An 18,664-nucleotide genomic window follows, 5' to 3' on the forward strand; every position below is an offset into this window, starting at 1 on the left:
TGAGCGCGGATAACCGGACCACACAGGCGAAGTTCGCCTGTGTCGAATGCGGTTACGAAGAGAACGCCGATGTTGTCGGCGCGCTCAACATTTTGGCGCGGGGACACCGCGTTGCAGCCTGTGGAGAGCCGGTGCAGTCGGACCGCTCCGTGAAGCAGGAACCTGCCGAGGCGATCTGAGGTAGGCATCATCATTTCAGACGCGGTAGGAATCCCCTGCCTTCAGGCAGGGGAGGATGTCAACGAAATCAAGCTCATTCGCGATCGGTCATCGATACCGATCGCGCGTCGCATATTGACTGCGGCCCCATAAATTCAGTGATTTCCCACCCTTTAGCTATCGCCTATTCGCGCCGTTAGCCAGGCATGAACGAATACAGGGCCGCGCCACAGCCTCGTCAAAAGCGGTAAAACGCGCCGGTTTCATCGAACCGCGTCCGTCTGTTCAACTGTTCCATCAGAACAATCGACAAGACGACGAACGATCTTCGTTCGTTGCGACGGCGCGCGCGTGGCGTGCCGGCTCATCGGCGCAGCCTGAAGCTTTTGGAGAAATTATGTTTGTCGCAATCGGATGGGTCGTGGTGCTCGGCGCCGTGATCGGAAGTTTCGTCGGCGAGGGCGGGCATTTGTTCGCGCTGCTTCAGCCGTTCGAACTCGTGTGTATTTTCGGCGCGGCCTTCGGTGCGTTCGTCGTGGCCAATCCCGTGCACACGCTCAAGAAGACGATCAAGAGCTTGCCTGCTTGCTTCAAGGGCCCGCGCTATGACAAGGCGAAGTACCTCGAGCTCATCGCGTTGCTTTACGAGCTGATGCAAAAGGCCCGCAAGGAAGGGATGATGGCGCTTGAAGCGGACGTCGATGCGCCCGATCAAAGCCCTCTGTTCCAGAAATATTCTGCGATCGCGGGCGATCATCATCTGCTCGATTTCATCACCGACTACCTGCGCATGATGTCGACGGGCAACATCAACGTGCTCGAAATGCAGGACTTGATGGACGAAGAACTCACGACGCATCACGCGGAAGAATCCGTCGTCGCCAACGCGCTGCAGAAGATGGCCGACGGCCTGCCGGCTTTCGGTATCGTCGCGGCCGTGATGGGTGTGGTGCATACGATGGCTTCCGTGGGCGAGCCGCCCGCGGTGCTCGGCAAGATGATCGCCGCCGCGCTCGTCGGCACGTTCCTCGGCATCTTGCTGTCGTACGGGTTCATCGGGCCCTTGGCCGATCTGCTCCATGCAAAGGGACGTGCGGCCGCGAAGCCGTTCCAATGCGTGAAGGCCGTGCTGCTTGCATCGCTGAGCGGCTATGCGCCCTCTGTGGCGGTCGAGTTCGGCCGCAAGGTGCTGTTCACCAATGACCGTCCGACCTTCCAAGAACTCGACGATACCGTTCGCGCGACCAAGGTCTCGAAAGCGGCGGCGTCGTCCTGAGATCGACCAGCTGGGTGATGAGCAATTGAATCATGGGTGACAGACTTTCCCGCGAGGCCGCCGAGAAGCGGCCGATGAGCATCGTCGTGAGGCGCGGCAAGAAGGGCGGCGACCACGAGGGGCACCATGGCGGCGCGTGGAAGATCGCCTACGCCGACTTCGTTACGGCGATGATGGCGTTCTTTCTGTTGATGTGGCTGCTCGGTTCGACCTCGAAGTACGACAAGGAAGGGATTTCGCAGTACTTCAACACGCCGCTGTCGGCGCTGTTCTCCGGCGACCAAAGCTCGAATGCGACGCGCTCGAATGTAGTTCAAGGCGGCGGGCGCGATATTTCCGATACTAGGCCCGGCGAAGGCGCGATGGCGCAGCCCAATCCGCCCGCCGCGCAAGCGGCCACGCCTCAGCTCGCCTCGGACGACATGCAGAAGCTTCAGCAGCTGAAGCAAAAGCTGACTTCGCTGATCGAACACACGCCTGCGCTGAACGCGTACAAAGACCAAATTCGCATTTCGATCACGGCCGAGGGCCTGCGCATCGAGATCGTCGATTCGCAAAAGCGGCCGATGTTCGCGTTGGGCAGCACGAGGCTGCAGCCGTATGCGGTCACGATTCTTTCGCAGATCGGCGGAACGCTCAACGACGTGGAAAACCATATTTCGATCGCCGGTCATACCGATGATGTGCCGTATGGCGGCGGTGAGGATGGGTACACGAACTGGGAGTTGTCGTCGGAGCGGGCCAATGCGGCGCGGCGCGCGCTGGTGACGGGCGGGATGCATATCGAAAAGGTGCTGCAGGTGCGGGGGCTGGCGGATGTGCAGCCGCTGCAAGGCAATGATGCCAATGCGCCGACGAACCGCCGCATCAGTATCCTCGTCATGAACAAGGCGGCGGAACAGGCGTTCTTCCGCGATGGCGGGCGGGCCACGACGATCGACGATGCAGCGCCCGCCGCGCCGGCGTTGCAGGAGGCCGTGAAGCCGGTGGCGATGCGGCGGGTGGGGGTGGGGAAGGGGGCTTAACGAGGCCCGCTCACGCAAGCCAATCGCGCCGCCGCACACGCAGACCAAATTGCTTTACCATTACGCCGGTTTAGAGCCGAACGGGGTGAAGCAATACACGGCTCAGCGGAAAAATCCGGCCCGTATAAGGGCAATAATTCTAAAAAGGAATCGGAATGCGGTTTGGCAAAAGCGGCTGGGCACGGGGCGAGCCCAGCGCGGGGCTTCGGGGCGTGCATCAGCGGGGATTTACCCTTCTCGAATTGCTGGTGGTGTTGGTCATCATCGGCATGCTGGCGGCACTGGTCGGGCCGCGATATTTTGCCCAGCTTGGCAAGTCCCAAGTAACGGTCGCGCGGGCGCAGATCGACGTCTTCACGAAGGCCATTGATAATTTCCGCCTCGATGTCGGGCGTTTCCCGACGGCCCAGGAGGGCCTCGCCGCATTGGTCGTCAAGCCTGCGGGCCTCGATAAATGGACTGGCCCCTACCTGAAGAAGGATGTGCCGCTCGATCCGTGGGGGCACGCCTACCTTTACCAAGTACCCGGCGCCAAAGGCGATTACGCCGTGATTTCGTATGGCCGCGACGGCCAGCCCGGCGGTACCGGCGAAGACGCCGACATTAGCAGCGAATGATTAGGCTGCGAACACAACGCCGCGAGGCAGCGCGCCACGCGGACGGGTTCGGCGCGAACGAGTAGGGCCAAGCGATGCGATACGAAGTACGAGGCCTCTCTCCCGAGAACCGAATCGTCTCGATTGTCGTCGATGCCGCCGATGACGGCGATGCGCGTCTGCTGGCGAAGGCGCGCGGGCTGCATGTGATGCGTGTAGATCGGCTGCGCTCTCTGCGACAGCCCGCAGCCTCCCGTGCCGGCTTCTCTTTGGTGTTGTTCAGTCAGGAGCTTTTGGCGCTGCTGACGGCCGGACTGACCATTGTGGAGGGCCTCGAGGCCCTGGCAGAGCGGGCGGGCGGTGCGCGACTGAGCAATGTTCTTGAGCGCCTACTCGCGGGGCTGCGCGACGGCAAGCGCTTCTCGAGCCTACTCGCGGAGCAATCTGACGTGTTCCCGCCGCTTTATGTCGGCATCGTGCGCGCAGCGGAAGGGACAAGCGACTTACCCCGCTCGCTGCAACGCTATGTCGACTATCAATCGCGCATCGACACCGTCAGGAACAAGCTTGTGAGTGCGGCCATTTACCCGAGCATCCTGCTCGTTGTCGGCGGCGGCGTTGCCGCGTTCCTGATTGCTTACGTCGTGCCGCGGTTTGCGACCATCTATGAAGGCACTGGCCGAGCCCTGCCTTGGATGTCCCAACTGCTGCTCGATTGGGGGAGATTCGCCGCAGCTCACGGACTTGCGCTCTTCGCCGGAACTACCGTATGTGCAGCAGCCGGATTCGTCGGGCTGAGAACGGTGATTGCCAAGATTGGCGTCATGAGCTTGCTGGCGCGCGTTCCGCTGATTGGCTCGCACTTGCGCATCTACGAACTTTCGCGCCTCTATTTGACGCTCGGCATGTTGTTGGAGGGGGGTGTCCCTATTGTTCCCGCCATGGAGACGGCAGCGGGCACGATCTCTCTTGCTTTGCGCCAGCGTCTCGGGCGCGCCCGAGCTTCCGTGCAGGCAGGCACGGCCCTGTCAAGTGCATTCGATGCACAAGGCCTCACGACGCCCATCTCGCTGCGTATGTTGCGGGTGGGTGAGCGCTCCGGCGAACTGGGCAATATGCTGACGCAATCCGCAGCCTTCTACGACGGCGAAATCAGTCGCTGGATCGATCGATTCACGCGTCTGTTCGAGCCTCTTCTCATGTCGGCCATCGGCCTTGTGGTCGGCACGATCGTGGTGTTGCTGTATCTGCCCATTTTCGATCTCGCGGCGGGCTTGTCATGACTGTCCAAGAGACGATGCAGCCCACGGCGATCGATACAGCGCTGCTTGAGCAAGCACGCGCCGCGTCGTCGGCATCGCAACGGCATGTATTGCTCGAATTGGAGGTTCTGACCGGTATCGAGCCTCGCGAACTTGTGCAGATGCTTGCGCGTCGGCTCGCCATGAGTGTTATCGAAACGCCGCAGATGCTGGAGATGGAAGCGGTATTCGACCGCGTGCCGCTTCCTCGAGGGATGCAGCGACGGTGCGCGTTGTTGCGCGAGCCGAGCGGTGCGTTGATCGCCGTGTTGACTGACCCCTTCGACTTGGATTTGCGCACGTGGCTCGCCGCTCAGGCAGGTGCAACAGTCGATGTGCGGCTCGCCTTGTCATCGGATTTGCAGGCCTATCACTCGCGCATGGAAGAATCCGCGCGTGCAGTCGACAACTTGGTTACTCCCATTGGCGAGCAGCAAGCCGGTGGCCGGGCCGCTCAAGAGCTGTCGTTCGCGACAGTCAACGAAGCGGCCAGTCCCGCCGTGAAACTCGTCAATTCGACCCTCTACGATGCACTGAAAGCTGGTGCGTCGGATATCCATTTGGAGAGCACGGCAAGCGGCCTGGCATTGAAGTACCGGGTCGACGGCGTGCTCGATGCGGCCGCCACGATCAACGGAATCGAGACTGCCGAGCAAGTGATATCGCGCCTCAAGGTATTGGCCGAACTCGATATCGCCGAGCGCCGGGTTCCTCAGGATGGGAGTTTCCGCGTATCGGCCGGCGGCCGCGACATCGATCTGCGGGTTTCGATCATGCCGAGCATTCATGGCGAGGACGCTGTTATCCGGATCTTGGACAAGCGGGCCATGATAGAGACGCACGGCGCGCTCACGCTCGAAGCGCTCGGGTATGACTACGAATCGTTGACCGTCCTGCGTCGCTTGGCGGAGGAACCGTACGGCATGCTGCTAGTCACCGGGCCCACCGGATCGGGCAAAACGACCACCTTGTATGCGGCCCTCACCGAAATCCACAACGGGCGGGACAAGATCATCACGATCGAAGACCCGGTGGAATACCAACTGCCCGGAATCTTGCAAATACCCGTCAACGAGAAGAAGGGGCTCACCTTTGCTCGCGGCCTGCGTTCCATCTTGCGGCACGACCCGGACAAGATCATGGTCGGGGAAATCCGGGATCGCGAGACCGCGGAGATCGCGGTGCAATCCGCGCTGACCGGCCACCTCGTGTTGACGACAGTGCACGCGAACAACGTGTTCGACGTTTTTGGCCGCTTCAATCATATGGGCATCGACCCGTACGCCTTCGTGTCCGCGCTCAACGGAATATGGGCGCAGCGATTGTTGCGAGTCAATTGCAAGCACTGCTCTATGCCATACGTCCCCTCGGACGCGGAACTCGGACGTCTCGGGCTTGCTCGCGCGGAAGTTGCCGATTTCGATTTTCAGCAGGGCGCGGGGTGCGGCGACTGTCGAGGCACGGGGTACCGAGGGCGCCGGGCCATCGCCGAAATTCTCATTCTCGACGATGAGATTCGTGACATGGTGGTGGAAAAGCAGCCGATCCGCCGCGTTAAGGAGGCTGCGCGGAATAACGGCACACGACAACTGCGTGAAGTCGCGCTTGCTTTAGTGAAGCGCGGCGAGACCACGCTGGCCGAAGTAAAACGGGTGACGCTCAATGCGTGAGCGGCTAATGCGTATGTTAAGGGGCGAACAATGTCGGCTGGACATGGGGCGCCACGCGGTCATTGCTAGACGGGAGTCGAGGGCGAAGAAGCAAAACGCTTCGATTGCACAGAGATCGATTGTCGACTGCTTCGACGCGGCATATGGCGATATCAGCGCAACGATTTCGGCGGTGCTCGCCGATGCTGGGTGCAGCGGACTACCGGTTCATGTGATGTTACGCGATGACCTCCTACGCTATTTCATGGTGACGCCTCCATCGAATGCGGCCAGCATGACGGATCTGCGCAGCGCCGCTGAAGTGCGCTTCGACGGACTGTACGGTGACTCGGTTGCGTCGTGGCACGTCATGGCGGACTGGCGCAGCAGCGACCCGTTTCTCGCCTGTGCGGCTCCGCGCCGGTTGCTCGACGCCTTGAGGTTTTCAGCCGACTCTCAAAAGAACGCGCTCGTTTCGGTTACCCCCTCGTTTGTGGCTGCGTGGAATCGTCGGCGTCGCGAGGTGTCGGGCGATGCCTGGCTTGCGACCTTGAGCGGCGCTACATCGACGCTGGGGATCGTTGTCGGGGATTCGCGACCACGCCTTGCCGCGGTGCGGACCCTTGTCTTCACGGACGACCGCCATTCGGCGGAGCGACTCTGTGAACAAGTGGCGTATGCCGCGTTGCTCGAGGGCGTGCCGCCGCCGGCATCGGTGCATGTCCACGGATTGCCGGGCGAGGAAATGCGATCGCAGTCCGCCCCGGACCGCGCGGCGATGGTCGTGCACTGGCATCGAGGTGACGACGATGTCTCCGACAGTACCGACAGCGACCCGGCCTCGACGGATAAGCTGGCTCAACGCGAGGCGGCGACATGAATCCCCTCCACATCGACTTTGCGCCGCCTAGCCTTCGGCGCGAACTGTATCGTACGCGCCTGATCGCGAGGGTATTTGCAGTGGCGGCGTTGACGTTGTCCATCGTTGCGGGTTTTCGCGTCCATGCGCTCCTGAACCGGATCGATACGCTCGATCGAGAAGCCGTATCGCTCCAAGCTCGGTCCGGCGCGGATATGCGACATGCGATGGCGCTGGCGCGGAAGCCGATCGACGCGAAGCAAGCCGAAGCGATTAATGCGGCCGTGGCGAGGCTCAATTTGCCGTGGGCCGACATCCTCGACGCGCTCGAGGCCGCGACGCCGGAGCAGGTCTCGGTGCTGTCGGTCCGCCCGGAGCCGCGCGGCGCGCAGATCAAGATTGAAGCGCAGAGCAGTAGGGCCGAGGACATGATCGGCTATCTGACAGCGTTGGAGCAACAACCTGCCATCGGTCATGTGTTCCTGACGAAACACGAGCGCGTGCGCGATGGCTTCGCGGAAGTGATTCGCTTCCAGATAGAAGTGCAATGGCGAGGGGCCGCATTGTGACGGCCGCTTCCTTTGAGCGAACCTTGCTCATATTGCGCCTGTCGCTCAGCCGTGCCCGAGCCGGCGCGCTCTGCGTTGCCGTGGGCGCTTTGGCTGCCGGCCTGATGTGGATGGTTTGGGTTCCTAGGCTAGCCGCGCGTGTCGATCAGGAGACGCGGGATATTGCTCGAGCGCGTGCGGCACCTGCGACAACGCGCATCGTGCCGCCCCGAGCGCTGGCTGCCGAGCGCGCGTCGGCCTTTTACTCGACGCTCGGCGATGCGGCGCACGGCGACCAAATCGTGACCAGCCTGTTTAGGGCCGCGTCGGACGCAGGCGTTGCCTTGGATAAGGGCGAATACAAACCGGACCACGACAGAGCGGGCCGATTCGATACTTATTCGATCGTTCTCCCTATAAAGGGCGACTACCGAAATATTCGAAGATTTTGCGAGCGCGTTCTGCTGACGACTCCGTTTGCCTCACTGGACGATATTCGCTTCGAGCGTGCTTCGGCGGGCGAGCCGGTCGTCAAAGCGAACGTGCGCTTCACGATGTTCATGCGCGCCGATGACTCGGCATTGGCGCGCAAGGCGACGGGCGAGGTACAGCGATGAAGCCTAGACACGTCGCCCTCGCTCTCACGTTCGTCTCATGCGCGGCGTCGCTTGTTTTCGCGAACCGCAAGTCGAGTGACGAGATCGTCGAGGCGGCGCCACGCACGCGCATGGGGCCGGCGGCGGCCAGTGAGGATAACGCGTCAGCGGTGGAGATCGGTATTACCGCGCTGCGTCCGCGCCGAACGCTGTTCGGCGCGGCGAGCGAAGGAGGCCACAACCTCTTCGAAGGGCAAACCATGGCGGCGCCTCTTCCGTCTGCAGCGCCCGCGCAGGCTGAAGTGCCGCCGTTGCCGCCGCCTGCGGCGCCGAGCCTGCCCTTCACATATATCGGCAAGAAATCCGCCGATGGCGTTTGGGAAGTCTATTTGGCGCGGGGGCAAGAAACATGGGTCGTGCGTGAACAGATGGTCATCGATTCCACGTACCGCGTCGAGTCCATCAAGCCACCGACACTATCGCTCGTCTACCTACCCCTGAAGCAGGTTCAAACGCTCGACATCGGCGGCGCCGAATGACCCCGATGCATAGGAAGGAAACCAACGTTGCGTAATTTATCTTCAGCTCGACGCGGAGTAGGGCTGCGCCGACAGGTATTTCATTGGCGACATCTTGCGGCGGCCTTGATGCTGCCTGTTCTCCTGGCGGGCTGCGCCGCGCAGCAGGCCTATCACGACGGGCAGAATTTGGTCGCGGCGGGCAAGGTCGATGAAGGTCTCGCGAAGTTATCGGAAGCGGTGACACGCGAGCCGCAGGACGCACGATATCGCTCGACATGGCTCGCTGAGCGAGAGCGGGCAACTGCAGGATATGACGAGGCGGGCGACCGATTCGCGGCTAGCGGCGCAGTGGCCGACGCAAAGAAGTCATATCAGCGAGCGCTTGCACTCAATCCTGCCAACGAGCGTGCTTTGGCTGGGTTGGTGGGCCTCGAGAATATCGCTCATCGCGACGCTTTGCTCGATCGAGCGGAGGCCGCTGCTCAAAAGAACGACCTTGCGGAAGCACGGCGTTTGGTGGACGAAGTGTTGAGCGAAGCTCCGGCGCAGCCGCGCGCGCTTGCGCTCAAACAGAAACTGCATGACGCACAGGGTGCGTCGACAGTCGAAGCTGCGCTTGCACGCGCTTATCAAAAGCCAATTCAGATCGACTTTGCGGACGCGACGCTCAAGCAGCTGTTCGATGTCATCTCTCGCACCGCCGGGCTCAACTTCCTCTTCGATAAGGACGTAAGAACGGATCAGCGAACGTCCATCTTTCTGCGCAACAGCACGATCGAGGCGGCGGTGCGCTACGTACTCGCGACGAACGAGCTGGAGCAACAAGTAGTCGATGAGAACACGGTGCTGATTTACCCGAACACCGCCGCCAAGCGGAAGGAATACCGGGAACTCGCCGTACGCACATTCTTCCTCTCGAACGCCGAGGCAAAAACGGTCGCCAATACGCTGAAGACCATTCTTCAGGTGAAGGATATCGTCTTCGATGAGAAGCTGAACATGGTGATCGTGCGCGACACGCCCGACGTCATCAAGATGGCAGAGAAACTCGTTGCACTGGAAGACGTTCCGGAGCCGGAAGTCATGCTTGAGGTCGAAGTCTTGGAGGTGCAGCGCAACAGTCTGCAGAACCTCGGTATCGCATGGCCAGGATCGGTGACGGTAACACCGTTGCCGCTTGGCAGTGCGGTGAGTTCCGCCGGCTCCGGCATCGGCAGCGCGCTATCGAACGCGACTTCGCCTGCGCTTTCGTTGAACGACCTGCTGCATCAGACTTCGCGGTCTCTAGGCGTGTCGCAGTTGCAGGCCACCGCCAATGCCAATTTGCAGGATTCGAACGCCAAGCTGCTGACAAACCCCCGCATTCGCGTGCGCAATCACGAGAAGGCGAAGATCTTGATCGGCGAGCGGGTGCCGAACATTACGTCCACGGCGACCTCCACGGGTTTTGTATCGCAGTCCATCAACTACCTCGACGTCGGCCTGACGCTCGAGGTCGAACCGACGATCCATTTGGACGATACCGTCGGCATCAAGGTTTCATTGGAGGTCAGCAGTCTGCTCAATCAGATTACGGAATCGTCGGGCACGACTGCCTATGAGATCGGCACGCGAACGGCCAGTACCGTGCTGCAATTGAAGAACGGCGAAACCGACGTTCTGGCAGGGTTGATCGACAGCCAGGAGCGGACTTCCGGCAACAAGGTACCAGGGTTCGGGCAAGTGCCTGTGCTGGGACGTCTGTTCGGAGCGACGACGGATGACGATAAGAATACCGAAATCGTTTTGTCGATCACGCCTCATTTGATCCGAAATATCAAGCGACCCGACGCCGCGCTCGCCTATTTCTCGTCGGGGACCGAAACAAATATGCAGAGCTTCATTCGATCGAACGGATTAGCCGGTGCTTCTCCACAGGTCGTGCCGACGGGGCCGGCTGCTCCGACAGGGGGAGGCGCGATCATACCCGCTGCGCAAGTTCCGATCGTGTCGACGCCATCTGTTACGACCAACGCAGCGCCGCCGGTCGAGCAAACGCATTCGAGCTCCGAAGACAGTGCAACGCGTCGGGCGGTGTCGCAGGTGGAGGCTCCCCACACGTCGAGCGACACTACGAGCGCTGGCGGGACTGCCGTCAAGGCGACGATAGACGGGCCGCAGCAGGTCAAGGTCGGGGAAACGGTGACCCTAACACTAGCCATGCAAACACACGAGCCAATCATGAGCCTGTCGACCGCTCTGAGCTACGACAGCAGCAAGCTGGCGTTCGTCGACGCGGTTGAGGGCGATTTCTTGCGGCATGGGGGGGCGCCGACGCGGTTTACGAGTGGCGTGGACCCTAATGGCAAAGTGATCCTGAGCGATGCAGTAACGGGTGGAGTCGGCTCATCGGCGAAGGGGGCGTTCGCAGTACTAAAATTTCGGGCGCTCGCGAGTGTCGCACAGACGGCGGTTCAGTTGCGCCCCGGCGAGGCGAAGGGTATCGGGGGGCGGCCCGTGACCGTTGCGCCGACATCAACGTACAGCGTCTCGGTTCGCTAGCGATGCACGGCAATTTTATCGAGCGGGTACGCTTGCGCCGAGCGACGCCAGGCGGCTTCACGTTGATCGAATTGCTCGTGACGCTGGCGATCCTTGGGGTGCTTGCCGCCGTCGTCATGCCGACCGCACAAGTGATACGGCAACGCGAGCGCGAGCAGGAATTGCAACAGGCCTTGCGTCAAATCCGTAGTGCCATCGATGCTTATCGAGATGCAAGTAAGGAAGGGCGGGTCGCCATGGCAGCGGGGGCGAGTGGCTATCCGCCGACGCTGGATGTCCTCGTTGACGGTGTGGTCGATCAACGAGACCTGAAGCACCGGAAGCTCTATTTCTTGCGCCGCATTCCGCGTGATCCGATGAACTCCGATGTCGAAGTCGATCCCTCGGCCAGCTGGGGTAAGCGCAGTTACGCCAGCGAGCCGGACAACCCTCAAGAAGGCGACGACGTGTACGACGTGTACTCAACATCAAGCGGTGTTGGTTTGAACGGTGTGCCCTATCGGCAATGGTAATGCGACATAAAAGCGGCGGACGCCCGCCGAGTGGCTTCACACTGATCGAGTTGTTGATTGTGTTGGCGGTCATCGCGCTGATGCTGACAATCGCATTGCCTCGATACTTTCATTCGATCGACGCATCGAAGGAAAAGGTCCTTGCGGAAAATCTGCACGTCACGCGCGATGCGATCGATAAATTCTACGGGGACCGGGGTAGATATCCGAAGTCGCTGCAGGAGCTGGTGGATAAACGCTATTTGCGCTCACTGCCGTTCGATCCGGTTGCAGGCAGTGTCGATAGCTGGCGCATCGTGCCCCCTGACGATCAATCGGTTGGAAACGTCTATGACATCAAGAGCGGCGCGCCGGGGACGGCTCGTGACGGCAAGCCTTATGGAGAGATGTAGGCATGCCAGGGAGTAACCCCAAGCGGGCGGCGGCGCAGCGTGGATATGCCTACCTCGCGCTTATGATCTCGATCGCGATCATTGGCATAGCCGCGGCCGGCGCAGCACAGTTCGGCGCGGTGTATCAACGGCGCATGGCCGAGAAGGAACTGCTGTTCGTCGGCGGGGAATTTCAGCATGCGTTGATCAGCTACGCTCAAGCGACGCCGCAGTTCCAGGTGCCAGCGCCTCGCACGCTCGACGATCTGTTGAGAGATCCACGTTACCCGAACGTGGTTCGGCATCTACGCAAGATCTATGCAGACCCAATGACCGGAAAAGCCGACTGGGTGCTAGACATGTCGCCCGATGGGCAAACGATCGTCGGCATCCATAGCGCGTCCAAGGGGCATCCGATTCAAATAGCTAACCTTCCGTGGCAGTTTCAAAGATTCGATGGGGCGCGGAGCTACGAGGATTGGGTGTTCACGGCAAATCTTCCGACTCCAGTGCGGCGGTGAGCCGCATCCCAGTTCGTAGGCGTATCTAGATTGCGGCCCACCTGGCTGGCCTCTAATTTGAAACTCCGGAATACGGGCAATCACGGCCGAGCTGCCCTGGCTCTTCGTCTACGCGCTAATGATTGCGCCCTAAATACATGCAATGGTAGGATGAATTCCCCAAACCAACGGATGCATCAGGTCCATGAAAAAAATCATACCAACGCTGCTAATGACGGTGTTTGCCACTCTCTACGGGGTTTCTACGACGGTAATGGCGGACCCTGTTCCGATGGGAAGCTTCAGCTATAACGCGTCGAACTTTACACCCAACACGCTTGTTCAAATCGTTTCACCAAGCACGAATGTCCACGGCGTGAATCTGCGTACGTGTGCTGTAACCGTGTTTGGTTCGACTGCAGGGGCCAATACGATCGTAGTGTCCGCACCTTCGGCACCGACCCCGTTCCAAAGTGGGAACATCATCCTGTTCTCGGTCCTCACGCCGCCTTGGTCGTTCAACGACATTAAATATCCAATTTATGTGCCGGCGGGGAATGGGATTTGGGCCTATACAAACCTAAATGGTTCTGTGTTCTGTAATTATGATGTGCTGAACTGATTCTTCGATCCTCCCCGAAGCAGGTCATGCGCCGAGGAGGGAATGGAATGCCGCACCCGACGGTGCGGCATTCCGCATGCTGACTTCGTCAGTTCATGAAATCGTAATTGCAGTAGATGGAACCACCGGTTCCGCTTGTATATCCCCACAGACCATTGCCTGCCGGAACATAGACCGGATGTGGGAGCGTCGCTGCTGTAATCGGCGGGGTTAGGACGGAGAAGAGGACAATATTTCCGGTCGACAGCGGGGTCGGCTGGGTGGGGGACGCGATGACGAGAGTATTTGGGCCCCAGCTGCTGCCCCAAACCGTCACATTACAACTTTGAATAATCGCACCGTGCGCGTTCGCGCTCGCAGGGAAAATATTGATCACCGTGTTGACGGGCATGCCGCCGGGTGTTTGACCTTGGCTATTGTAGGAATTGCTCCCCATCGGATAGACCTGGGCGGTCGCGGGCATGGACGTAGCCATTGCTGCCATAGCTGCCAGCGCTGCCCCGAGCGCTTTCAAAGCGTTTTTTTTCATGGAAGTTCTATTGGAAGGTTAAGAATCACATCCGCAGTACGGATGGCCCCGATTTTCTCAAAACAGCATGAGAATTCTTACGTTCAACAGAAGCATCTCGTTAATAGTGCCGCTATTCGGCGGACCAATTTTATAACCATCATTCTATCAGCGTGCGACAGTCAAACGCTACACATTTCCTTGTCGATGTCGACCGCCTTGGAGCGCGGCGACGCGTTTCCTCGGCGGGCCACACGTTAACGCATTGGTAGTAAATGGCTCACATAAGCATCAAACACTGGCTGTCTGTCGCTTCTCGTATCGACGCGGACCGTGCCCCTACACGGGCGCGGATGTGGATAGTTCTCAGGCAGCGGATACCCGTGTCCAACGTTTCGCCCGTCGAACATCCTCACTGAATTGCACCCTATCGCACGGTCTGTTCCGGCTTTAGGTCCCAGCCTTTCTCGCTAGAATGCAGGTTCCAGGGTCGAGCGACCACACGGGTTTTCTTTCGGTCACTCACCTCGTCGCCGCAACACATAAAGGCCAGCATGAATACGTGGAAATTCGTTCCTATCGAGACATTGGTCGATCGGCAGACGCTCGCGGACGCAGAGGCCTTCGATCTAAACAGCTACACCTACGAGAGTCAGGTCCGAGGGCTGGCGCTGCGCTGGCTTGCACCTAGCAAGAGGCTATTGTGGATGGCCGCAGGCCTCGAGCACATCGAGCCGGAACTGCTCGATTGGATCGACAGCATTCCTCGAGGGGCTAACTACTTCGATTTCGGCGCCAGCAACGGAATTTTTGCCCTCTACGCAGCCAAGCGTGGATTGAGCGTCACCGCAATCGAGCCGGATCCCTCCAACTACTTCTTGCTTTCATGGAACGCGTTCCTCAATCGGGCGAATGACGTAAATATCGCGGCGTTCAATGTCGCTGCCTCCGACCGTTTCGGCGTTGACAAACTCTACATTCGCAAGATGGAGCTAGGTGCGCATGAGAAGATCGTCGGATCAGCCACGGCCGTATCGGGCGACAGCTTCCATGCGCAGCACGAGCACGCTATTCAGCTCGTTCACTTCGACAAATGGCGCGCACAAATGGGCTTGCCTGAGCCGGAGTTCGTCAAGATTGACGTCGATGGTCACGAAGTGCCCGTGATTGCCGGTGCGAGAGAGTCGCTGTCGAAGTGCAAGGAAATATTCATCGAGATCGAAGACGCGAAGATGGACGAGCTGGCAGGAATGCTGCGAGTTCTTGGATTCGATCGGGCGCGACAATATCAAGTGCAAAACTACGCCGGCCTATGGAACTGCATTTTCACCCGGGACGGAGCCGCTTGATCAGAGCCGGCTCCAAAAAAGGCGGGTGCCCGTCGTGTCAGAAGCGCCCGCCTCGCTCATTCGGCTCCAGACAAATAAACACTTCGATCTACCGTCGTCCGATACGCACTGACGAAATTGCGGCGATCCCACGAGTCGCAGGCGAAATCATCGAATCGGCACGAAAGCGACAGCTTCCAACCGGGGTCTTCAGACGTTCTCGTTCTATGGACGAGAAACGGAGACATGAGCACGATCTGCCCGGCTTCGACTTCGATATCCAGCGCGTCGGCTATCTCCTGATCGTCGAGCACATAACCCGAGTCGGTTTGCGTGCCCGCCCACAATCCCCGCAACTGACTGCCCGGTACGATTCGCAAACCGGGACCCTTGCGGCCGATATCGCCGATCGAAGTCCAAGCGATAACGCCTCGGGCGGAGGTGCCCATGCTCGGCCAGTCCTGATGGTACGGCAGCCCGTAGTTATTGCCGGTTAGATCGCCTGCCGTGTAATGCGTAACGATTGGGCCGGTTTGGACGGGTTCAATTATCCCGACATGCGTCCTAAGGCAATCTACGAGCTCTTCGGAGCAGAAGAAGCGCTTCACGTCGATATCTTCAGCGAGCAACTTGATAATGTTGCGATTGCGCGATGCATCGGGCGTGAAGCGCACGCGGAAGTGCTGCTCGAATTTGGTTCGCACGGCGTGCATGCGCATTTGCAGCGAATCCGACGTCAGTACCACATAGCCCAGTTGCGCGAGATCGCCCGCGACGGTACGCATCGATAGCATCTTTGAATCCTAAGCCGAGTCGAGCGAGGCCTCGGCGTAGCCGAAGCCGCTCGCGCCGAAGCCGTTGCCGTTGTAAAAAAGGTAAAGTCGGCCGCCGATCTCCGTTACTTCCGGGTATGCCACCATGAAAGAATCCCAGCCGGCATCGGATACGTCCAGCCCAGCCTGTTCGTCAAGTCGCTGCCAAACGTGGCCGTCGGTCGATTCTGCATATCCCATACGATAGCTGCCGGCACGGTTTTCCCGATAGCCGATGTGACTCCGGCGGCTGTACCACATGCGATAGATTTTTCCATCGTAATGAACGGACGCTCTGACGAGACCGCCCTCGGTCTCATCCGCGTAATCTATTGCGACCACACCTTCGCGCGTCCAATGCACGCCGTCGCGCGATTCCGCATATTTGAGGTGGTAGCGGGGCTCGGCCTTCCCATCCACCTCTACCCACCCAGTGCATGACAAGTACCAATTGCGCCAAACCCCGTTCTCTATCCGCACGCATGTGGTGCCGCAAAAGTAGGGTTCTTCGGCCGTGCGGTCCATCACCGGCCCGTCGAACAACCGCCGGTATGTGCATCCGCCGTCTTCGCTGATCGCGAGTCCGACAGAGTTGTGATACGGAATGGTGTTGCGGACATTCCACCCGATGTAGTACAGATATCGAACGCCGTCGCGCTCCACAACGGACGACGGCATGGCGCCGCAATCGTCGAACGTGCCAAGCTTGCCAAGCTCCATAACCGGGGTGCGCTGAACGTTCAGCACGTTGGCTGGATTGTCGACTGCAACGTCGAGCGACGCGATAGCGCTTCGGTTACTGGCATCTCGGCTACTGAATAGAATCTGCACTGCCCCGTCTCGTGTACCCGCCACCGTGGGGATCTGCGCGTGCGTTTTCGCCCACGGTAGCCGTCTGTCTACGGTGTAAACGAGCCCGCGCTTGTTCCAGGAAATCCCTGCCATGCGCTTACCCGCTAGATCTTGAGATCGGTGCTCGACATGCCCAGCTTGGTGGCCGGGTTGCCTTTATACACGGACCACGGCTCGGTGCTTTTCGTAATCGCCGTGGACATGGCGATGAATGTACCTTCCCCGATTCGTATCCCGTCGCGCAATGTTGCGTTGACGCCCAGAAAACTGAATGCACCGATCGTGCAATGGCCGGACATGACGACGTGCGACGTGACGGTCACATGGTCTTCGACTCGGCCATGATGGCCAATGTGATTGCCGCTCCACAGCACGACGTTGTTGCCGATGGACGTAAATGGCTGCAACGTGTTGTCCTCGAGTATGAAGCAATTGTCGCCGATCGGATTGTCGAACCTCGTTGCCTTGGAGCTGACATAGCTGATCAACTCGTAGCCGCGCCGCTTAATTTCCAGGTACACACGTTCGCGGTCGCGGTTCATGTGCTTAGGGGACATCGGTGCGAAGAAACTGAAATCGGAGGGCGGATGCGATTCAGTCACGTCTTCGAACGCGACGACGGGTAGCCCCCGGAACGTACCGCCTTCCGGCAGGTAGTCGCGGTTGACACAAAAAGCCGCGACCTTGTGCGGCGAATCGTGTTCGAGATAATAGTGGGCGAGCTCGGCGTAGTCTTGAATGCCGAATAAAACGACGTTTGCCATCAGTTTGACTCCTTATAGACGTACGTCGTGTACTCGTAAAGTCCGTAGTCATGCCGCACGACGTAATGGCGCGAGAGCTCCCTGGCGAGGAAGTGCGTAAGTTCGGTGACCGGTACGTGAAAGAGATCGTCTCGCTCCCAGTCGACCTCCTTCGACATTACATTGAACGCGATCCCGCGCCGCGCCTTGCTGAAGACAAGACGCAGCACGCGTTGAAAGTAATCCCACATCGCGTCATATGACATCTCGCGCTTTTCGGTGAAAACGCCGTTCATGACGACATAGTCGAATTCAGCAAGCTGTTCGGGATGATCCAATACGTCAAGACATGTATATTGATTGTGCGGATATTTCGCCTGCGACAGTTCGCAGAAAGCCGGGGACGCATCGAGGCCGGCGTATCGGACGCCCGTGATGCCGCGATCGAGCATGTATTGGTAGAGATGCGAGGCTCCGCAACCGAAGTCGAGCAGCGTGCACCGCGCGTGCTCCGGCTTGATCACGTCGAGCATGACCCGATAACGCTTAGTGGCGTCATCTGCGTTTGGCCAGTCGACGCCGAGGTGGGTGTCGCCATGGCGGGCGAGGCAATCCTCGTAATGGCGGATGAGAGAACGGTAACCGGTGCTCATGACAAAGTGGCGCTGCTCAGCATGCGGTCCACGCACGCCGTATCGTTCCACATGAGCACGTCGATGATCGACAGCCCCGGGACATAGGCGAGACGGCCGCATGCATAGGGTTCGAGGGTAGGCTGGAGAAATTTCAAGTCGAGCCCGCGAGAGGCGAAGTCGGCGTGCGAATACAGTTGCATGCCGCCGATGGCGTTGACATAAACGCGCGCGCGCTCTTTCAGACCGATATCGATGATCCGTTCCTGCGCTTTGAGTTCGGCGTTCTGATACTGGCGCGAGGTTGCGACGATGTCGGTTGGCAGGCGCAAATGATCACGCAGCGCGGTCAAGCTATGGCGAAGATAGTCCGCGAGATTCGAAGCATCGTGCTGAACGATGCCTTCGATGAGTGGAAACACCCGCGGGAACTGCGGTGCCCGCACATAGCTTTGCTCAAGGGTCTTGAGCATCTTTTCTCGCCACTTGGCCGAGTCGTCCAGTTCGATGTCGCAAATCAGCCGGTTTTGGCTCGCTTGCTTCAGTGGAACGGTGATCGTGTGAGCGGCGCCACCGACATTGATTCTGTTCCGGTTGATCCAGCCTTTGTTGATGAAGTGAACGTCATCGAATAGAACAAATGCATCGACTTTCGCCATCAGCTGAAAGTAGCCGAGATAGGGAAAGAAGTAAGGCTGCATGATAGCCAGCCT

General features: G+C 59.5%; 22 protein-coding genes. 16 read left to right on the forward strand and 6 right to left on the reverse strand.

Features of this window, described 5'->3' with window-relative positions:
- The 15 genes from ACTHNR_RS15110 to ACTHNR_RS15180 all read left to right on the forward strand — a co-directional run.
- The coding region (locus tag ACTHNR_RS15110; protein WP_440548510.1) for a zinc ribbon domain-containing protein at window positions 1-179 on the forward strand (179 nt) is incomplete at its 5' end.
- 377 nt (window positions 180-556) lie between these two features.
- Complete coding sequence (motA, locus tag ACTHNR_RS15115; RefSeq protein WP_440548466.1) at window positions 557-1,435, forward strand: flagellar motor stator protein MotA; 879 nt, start codon at window positions 557-559, stop codon at window positions 1,433-1,435.
- 32 nt (window positions 1,436-1,467) lie between these two features.
- Window positions 1,468-2,460, forward strand: coding sequence for a flagellar motor protein MotB (motB, locus tag ACTHNR_RS15120; protein ID WP_440548467.1), 993 nt, complete (start codon window positions 1,468-1,470; stop codon window positions 2,458-2,460).
- Between the two features lie 155 nt (window positions 2,461-2,615).
- On the forward strand, window positions 2,616-3,077 hold the full coding sequence (gene gspG / locus ACTHNR_RS15125; protein WP_440548468.1) for a type II secretion system major pseudopilin GspG: 462 nt from the start codon (window positions 2,616-2,618) through the stop codon (window positions 3,075-3,077).
- 74 nt (window positions 3,078-3,151) lie between these two features.
- Complete coding sequence (locus tag ACTHNR_RS15130; RefSeq protein ID WP_440548469.1) at window positions 3,152-4,339, forward strand: type II secretion system F family protein; 1,188 nt, start codon at window positions 3,152-3,154, stop codon at window positions 4,337-4,339.
- Window positions 4,336-6,027: a GspE/PulE family protein gene (locus tag ACTHNR_RS15135; protein ID WP_440548470.1), complete on the forward strand. Its 1,692-nt coding sequence runs from the start codon at window positions 4,336-4,338 to the stop codon at window positions 6,025-6,027. The genes ACTHNR_RS15130 and ACTHNR_RS15135 overlap by 4 nt, the downstream gene beginning before the upstream one ends.
- Window positions 6,020-6,886 carry a hypothetical protein gene (locus ACTHNR_RS15140; RefSeq protein ID WP_440548471.1) on the forward strand — a complete coding sequence of 289 codons (867 nt, stop codon included), beginning with the start codon at window positions 6,020-6,022 and terminating at the stop codon, window positions 6,884-6,886. Before ACTHNR_RS15135 ends, ACTHNR_RS15140 begins: the two co-directional genes overlap by 8 nt.
- Window positions 6,883-7,434, forward strand: coding sequence for a PilN domain-containing protein (locus ACTHNR_RS15145; RefSeq protein WP_440548472.1), 552 nt, complete (start codon window positions 6,883-6,885; stop codon window positions 7,432-7,434). The genes ACTHNR_RS15140 and ACTHNR_RS15145 overlap by 4 nt, the downstream gene beginning before the upstream one ends.
- A gap of 200 nt (window positions 7,435-7,634) precedes the next feature.
- Window positions 7,635-8,030, forward strand: a complete 396-nt coding sequence (locus ACTHNR_RS15150; protein WP_440548473.1) for a hypothetical protein — start codon at window positions 7,635-7,637, stop codon at window positions 8,028-8,030.
- Window positions 8,027-8,548, forward strand: a complete 522-nt coding sequence (locus ACTHNR_RS15155) for a hypothetical protein (protein WP_440548474.1) — start codon at window positions 8,027-8,029, stop codon at window positions 8,546-8,548. The genes ACTHNR_RS15150 and ACTHNR_RS15155 overlap by 4 nt, the downstream gene beginning before the upstream one ends.
- Before the next feature lie 108 nt (window positions 8,549-8,656).
- Window positions 8,657-11,071: a secretin N-terminal domain-containing protein gene (locus ACTHNR_RS15160; RefSeq protein WP_440548475.1), complete on the forward strand. Its 2,415-nt coding sequence runs from the start codon at window positions 8,657-8,659 to the stop codon at window positions 11,069-11,071.
- 2 nt (window positions 11,072-11,073) lie between these two features.
- Window positions 11,074-11,583, forward strand: a complete 510-nt coding sequence (locus ACTHNR_RS15165; RefSeq protein ID WP_440548476.1) for a type II secretion system protein — start codon at window positions 11,074-11,076, stop codon at window positions 11,581-11,583.
- Window positions 11,583-11,975 carry a type II secretion system protein gene (locus tag ACTHNR_RS15170; RefSeq protein ID WP_440548477.1) on the forward strand — a complete coding sequence of 131 codons (393 nt, stop codon included), beginning with the start codon at window positions 11,583-11,585 and terminating at the stop codon, window positions 11,973-11,975. Before ACTHNR_RS15165 ends, ACTHNR_RS15170 begins: the two co-directional genes overlap by 1 nt.
- Window positions 11,976-12,037: 62 nt before the next feature.
- The gene (locus ACTHNR_RS15175) at window positions 12,038-12,475 is read left to right on the forward strand and encodes a type II secretion system protein (protein ID WP_440548478.1); all 438 of its coding nucleotides are present in this window, start codon (window positions 12,038-12,040) and stop codon (window positions 12,473-12,475) included.
- A gap of 184 nt (window positions 12,476-12,659) precedes the next feature.
- Window positions 12,660-13,076: a hypothetical protein gene (locus tag ACTHNR_RS15180; RefSeq protein WP_440548479.1), complete on the forward strand. Its 417-nt coding sequence runs from the start codon at window positions 12,660-12,662 to the stop codon at window positions 13,074-13,076.
- Window positions 13,077-13,164: 88 nt separating this feature from the next.
- On the opposite strand, the gene ACTHNR_RS15185 is transcribed toward ACTHNR_RS15180, so the two are convergent.
- Window positions 13,165-13,605: a hypothetical protein gene (locus ACTHNR_RS15185; RefSeq protein WP_440548480.1), complete on the reverse strand. Its 441-nt coding sequence runs from the start codon at window positions 13,603-13,605 to the stop codon at window positions 13,165-13,167.
- 533 nt (window positions 13,606-14,138) lie between these two features.
- Between ACTHNR_RS15185 and ACTHNR_RS15190 the strand changes: the two genes are divergently transcribed.
- Window positions 14,139-14,933 carry an FkbM family methyltransferase gene (locus ACTHNR_RS15190; RefSeq protein WP_440548481.1) on the forward strand — a complete coding sequence of 265 codons (795 nt, stop codon included), beginning with the start codon at window positions 14,139-14,141 and terminating at the stop codon, window positions 14,931-14,933.
- Window positions 14,934-14,989: 56 nt separating this feature from the next.
- Here ACTHNR_RS15190 and ACTHNR_RS15195 read toward each other — a convergent pair whose 3' ends face one another.
- The 5 genes from ACTHNR_RS15195 to ACTHNR_RS15215 form a co-directional block, all read right to left on the reverse strand.
- Complete coding sequence (locus ACTHNR_RS15195) at window positions 14,990-15,631, reverse strand: phytanoyl-CoA dioxygenase family protein (protein ID WP_440548482.1); 642 nt, start codon at window positions 15,629-15,631, stop codon at window positions 14,990-14,992.
- An 84-nt stretch (window positions 15,632-15,715) separates the two neighbouring features.
- Window positions 15,716-16,555 (reverse strand): hypothetical protein, encoded by an 840-nt coding sequence (locus ACTHNR_RS15200; protein ID WP_440548483.1) that lies wholly within the window; start codon window positions 16,553-16,555, stop codon window positions 15,716-15,718.
- A 125-nt stretch (window positions 16,556-16,680) separates the two neighbouring features.
- A complete protein-coding gene (locus ACTHNR_RS15205; protein ID WP_440548484.1) occupies window positions 16,681-17,340 on the reverse strand; it encodes an acetyltransferase in 660 nt (219 codons plus the stop codon).
- Window positions 17,340-17,972, reverse strand: a complete 633-nt coding sequence (locus tag ACTHNR_RS15210) for a class I SAM-dependent methyltransferase (RefSeq protein WP_440548485.1) — start codon at window positions 17,970-17,972, stop codon at window positions 17,340-17,342. The genes ACTHNR_RS15205 and ACTHNR_RS15210 overlap by 1 nt, the downstream gene beginning before the upstream one ends.
- Window positions 17,969-18,652, reverse strand: a complete 684-nt coding sequence (locus ACTHNR_RS15215; protein ID WP_440548486.1) for a WbqC family protein — start codon at window positions 18,650-18,652, stop codon at window positions 17,969-17,971. Before ACTHNR_RS15215 ends, ACTHNR_RS15210 begins: the two co-directional genes overlap by 4 nt.
- Window positions 18,653-18,664: the final 12 nt, after the last annotated feature.

The organism is Trinickia sp. (assembly GCF_051954495.1).
In the GTDB taxonomy this organism is placed as follows: Bacteria; Pseudomonadota; Gammaproteobacteria; order Burkholderiales; family Burkholderiaceae; genus Trinickia.

What these genes read in the sequence shown, in the direction of transcription:
- motA (WP_440548466.1), top strand. Translation starts at nt 557, where the DNA reads ATGTTTGTCGCAATCGGATGGGTCGTGGTGCTCGGCGCCGTGATCGGA.
- motB (WP_440548467.1), top strand. Translation starts at nt 1,468, where the DNA reads ATGGGTGACAGACTTTCCCGCGAGGCCGCCGAGAAGCGGCCGATGAGC.
- gspG (WP_440548468.1), top strand. Translation starts at nt 2,616, where the DNA reads ATGCGGTTTGGCAAAAGCGGCTGGGCACGGGGCGAGCCCAGCGCGGGG.
- ACTHNR_RS15130 (WP_440548469.1), top strand. Translation starts at nt 3,152, where the DNA reads ATGCGATACGAAGTACGAGGCCTCTCTCCCGAGAACCGAATCGTCTCG.
- ACTHNR_RS15135 (WP_440548470.1), top strand. Translation starts at nt 4,336, where the DNA reads ATGACTGTCCAAGAGACGATGCAGCCCACGGCGATCGATACAGCGCTG.
- ACTHNR_RS15140 (WP_440548471.1), top strand. Translation starts at nt 6,020, where the DNA reads ATGCGTGAGCGGCTAATGCGTATGTTAAGGGGCGAACAATGTCGGCTG.
- ACTHNR_RS15145 (WP_440548472.1), top strand. Translation starts at nt 6,883, where the DNA reads ATGAATCCCCTCCACATCGACTTTGCGCCGCCTAGCCTTCGGCGCGAA.
- ACTHNR_RS15155 (WP_440548474.1), top strand. Translation starts at nt 8,027, where the DNA reads ATGAAGCCTAGACACGTCGCCCTCGCTCTCACGTTCGTCTCATGCGCG.
- ACTHNR_RS15160 (WP_440548475.1), top strand. Translation starts at nt 8,657, where the DNA reads ATGCTGCCTGTTCTCCTGGCGGGCTGCGCCGCGCAGCAGGCCTATCAC.
- ACTHNR_RS15165 (WP_440548476.1), top strand. Translation starts at nt 11,074, where the DNA reads ATGCACGGCAATTTTATCGAGCGGGTACGCTTGCGCCGAGCGACGCCA.
- ACTHNR_RS15170 (WP_440548477.1), top strand. Translation starts at nt 11,583, where the DNA reads ATGCGACATAAAAGCGGCGGACGCCCGCCGAGTGGCTTCACACTGATC.
- ACTHNR_RS15175 (WP_440548478.1), top strand. Translation starts at nt 12,038, where the DNA reads ATGATCTCGATCGCGATCATTGGCATAGCCGCGGCCGGCGCAGCACAG.
- ACTHNR_RS15180 (WP_440548479.1), top strand. Translation starts at nt 12,660, where the DNA reads ATGAAAAAAATCATACCAACGCTGCTAATGACGGTGTTTGCCACTCTC.
- ACTHNR_RS15185 (WP_440548480.1), bottom strand. Translation starts at nt 13,605, where the DNA reads ATGAAAAAAAACGCTTTGAAAGCGCTCGGGGCAGCGCTGGCAGCTATG.
- ACTHNR_RS15190 (WP_440548481.1), top strand. Translation starts at nt 14,139, where the DNA reads ATGAATACGTGGAAATTCGTTCCTATCGAGACATTGGTCGATCGGCAG.
- ACTHNR_RS15195 (WP_440548482.1), bottom strand. Translation starts at nt 15,631, where the DNA reads ATGCGCATGCACGCCGTGCGAACCAAATTCGAGCAGCACTTCCGCGTG.
- ACTHNR_RS15205 (WP_440548484.1), bottom strand. Translation starts at nt 17,340, where the DNA reads ATGGCAAACGTCGTTTTATTCGGCATTCAAGACTACGCCGAGCTCGCC.
- ACTHNR_RS15210 (WP_440548485.1), bottom strand. Translation starts at nt 17,972, where the DNA reads ATGAGCACCGGTTACCGTTCTCTCATCCGCCATTACGAGGATTGCCTC.
- ACTHNR_RS15215 (WP_440548486.1), bottom strand. Translation starts at nt 18,652, where the DNA reads ATGCAGCCTTACTTCTTTCCCTATCTCGGCTACTTTCAGCTGATGGCG.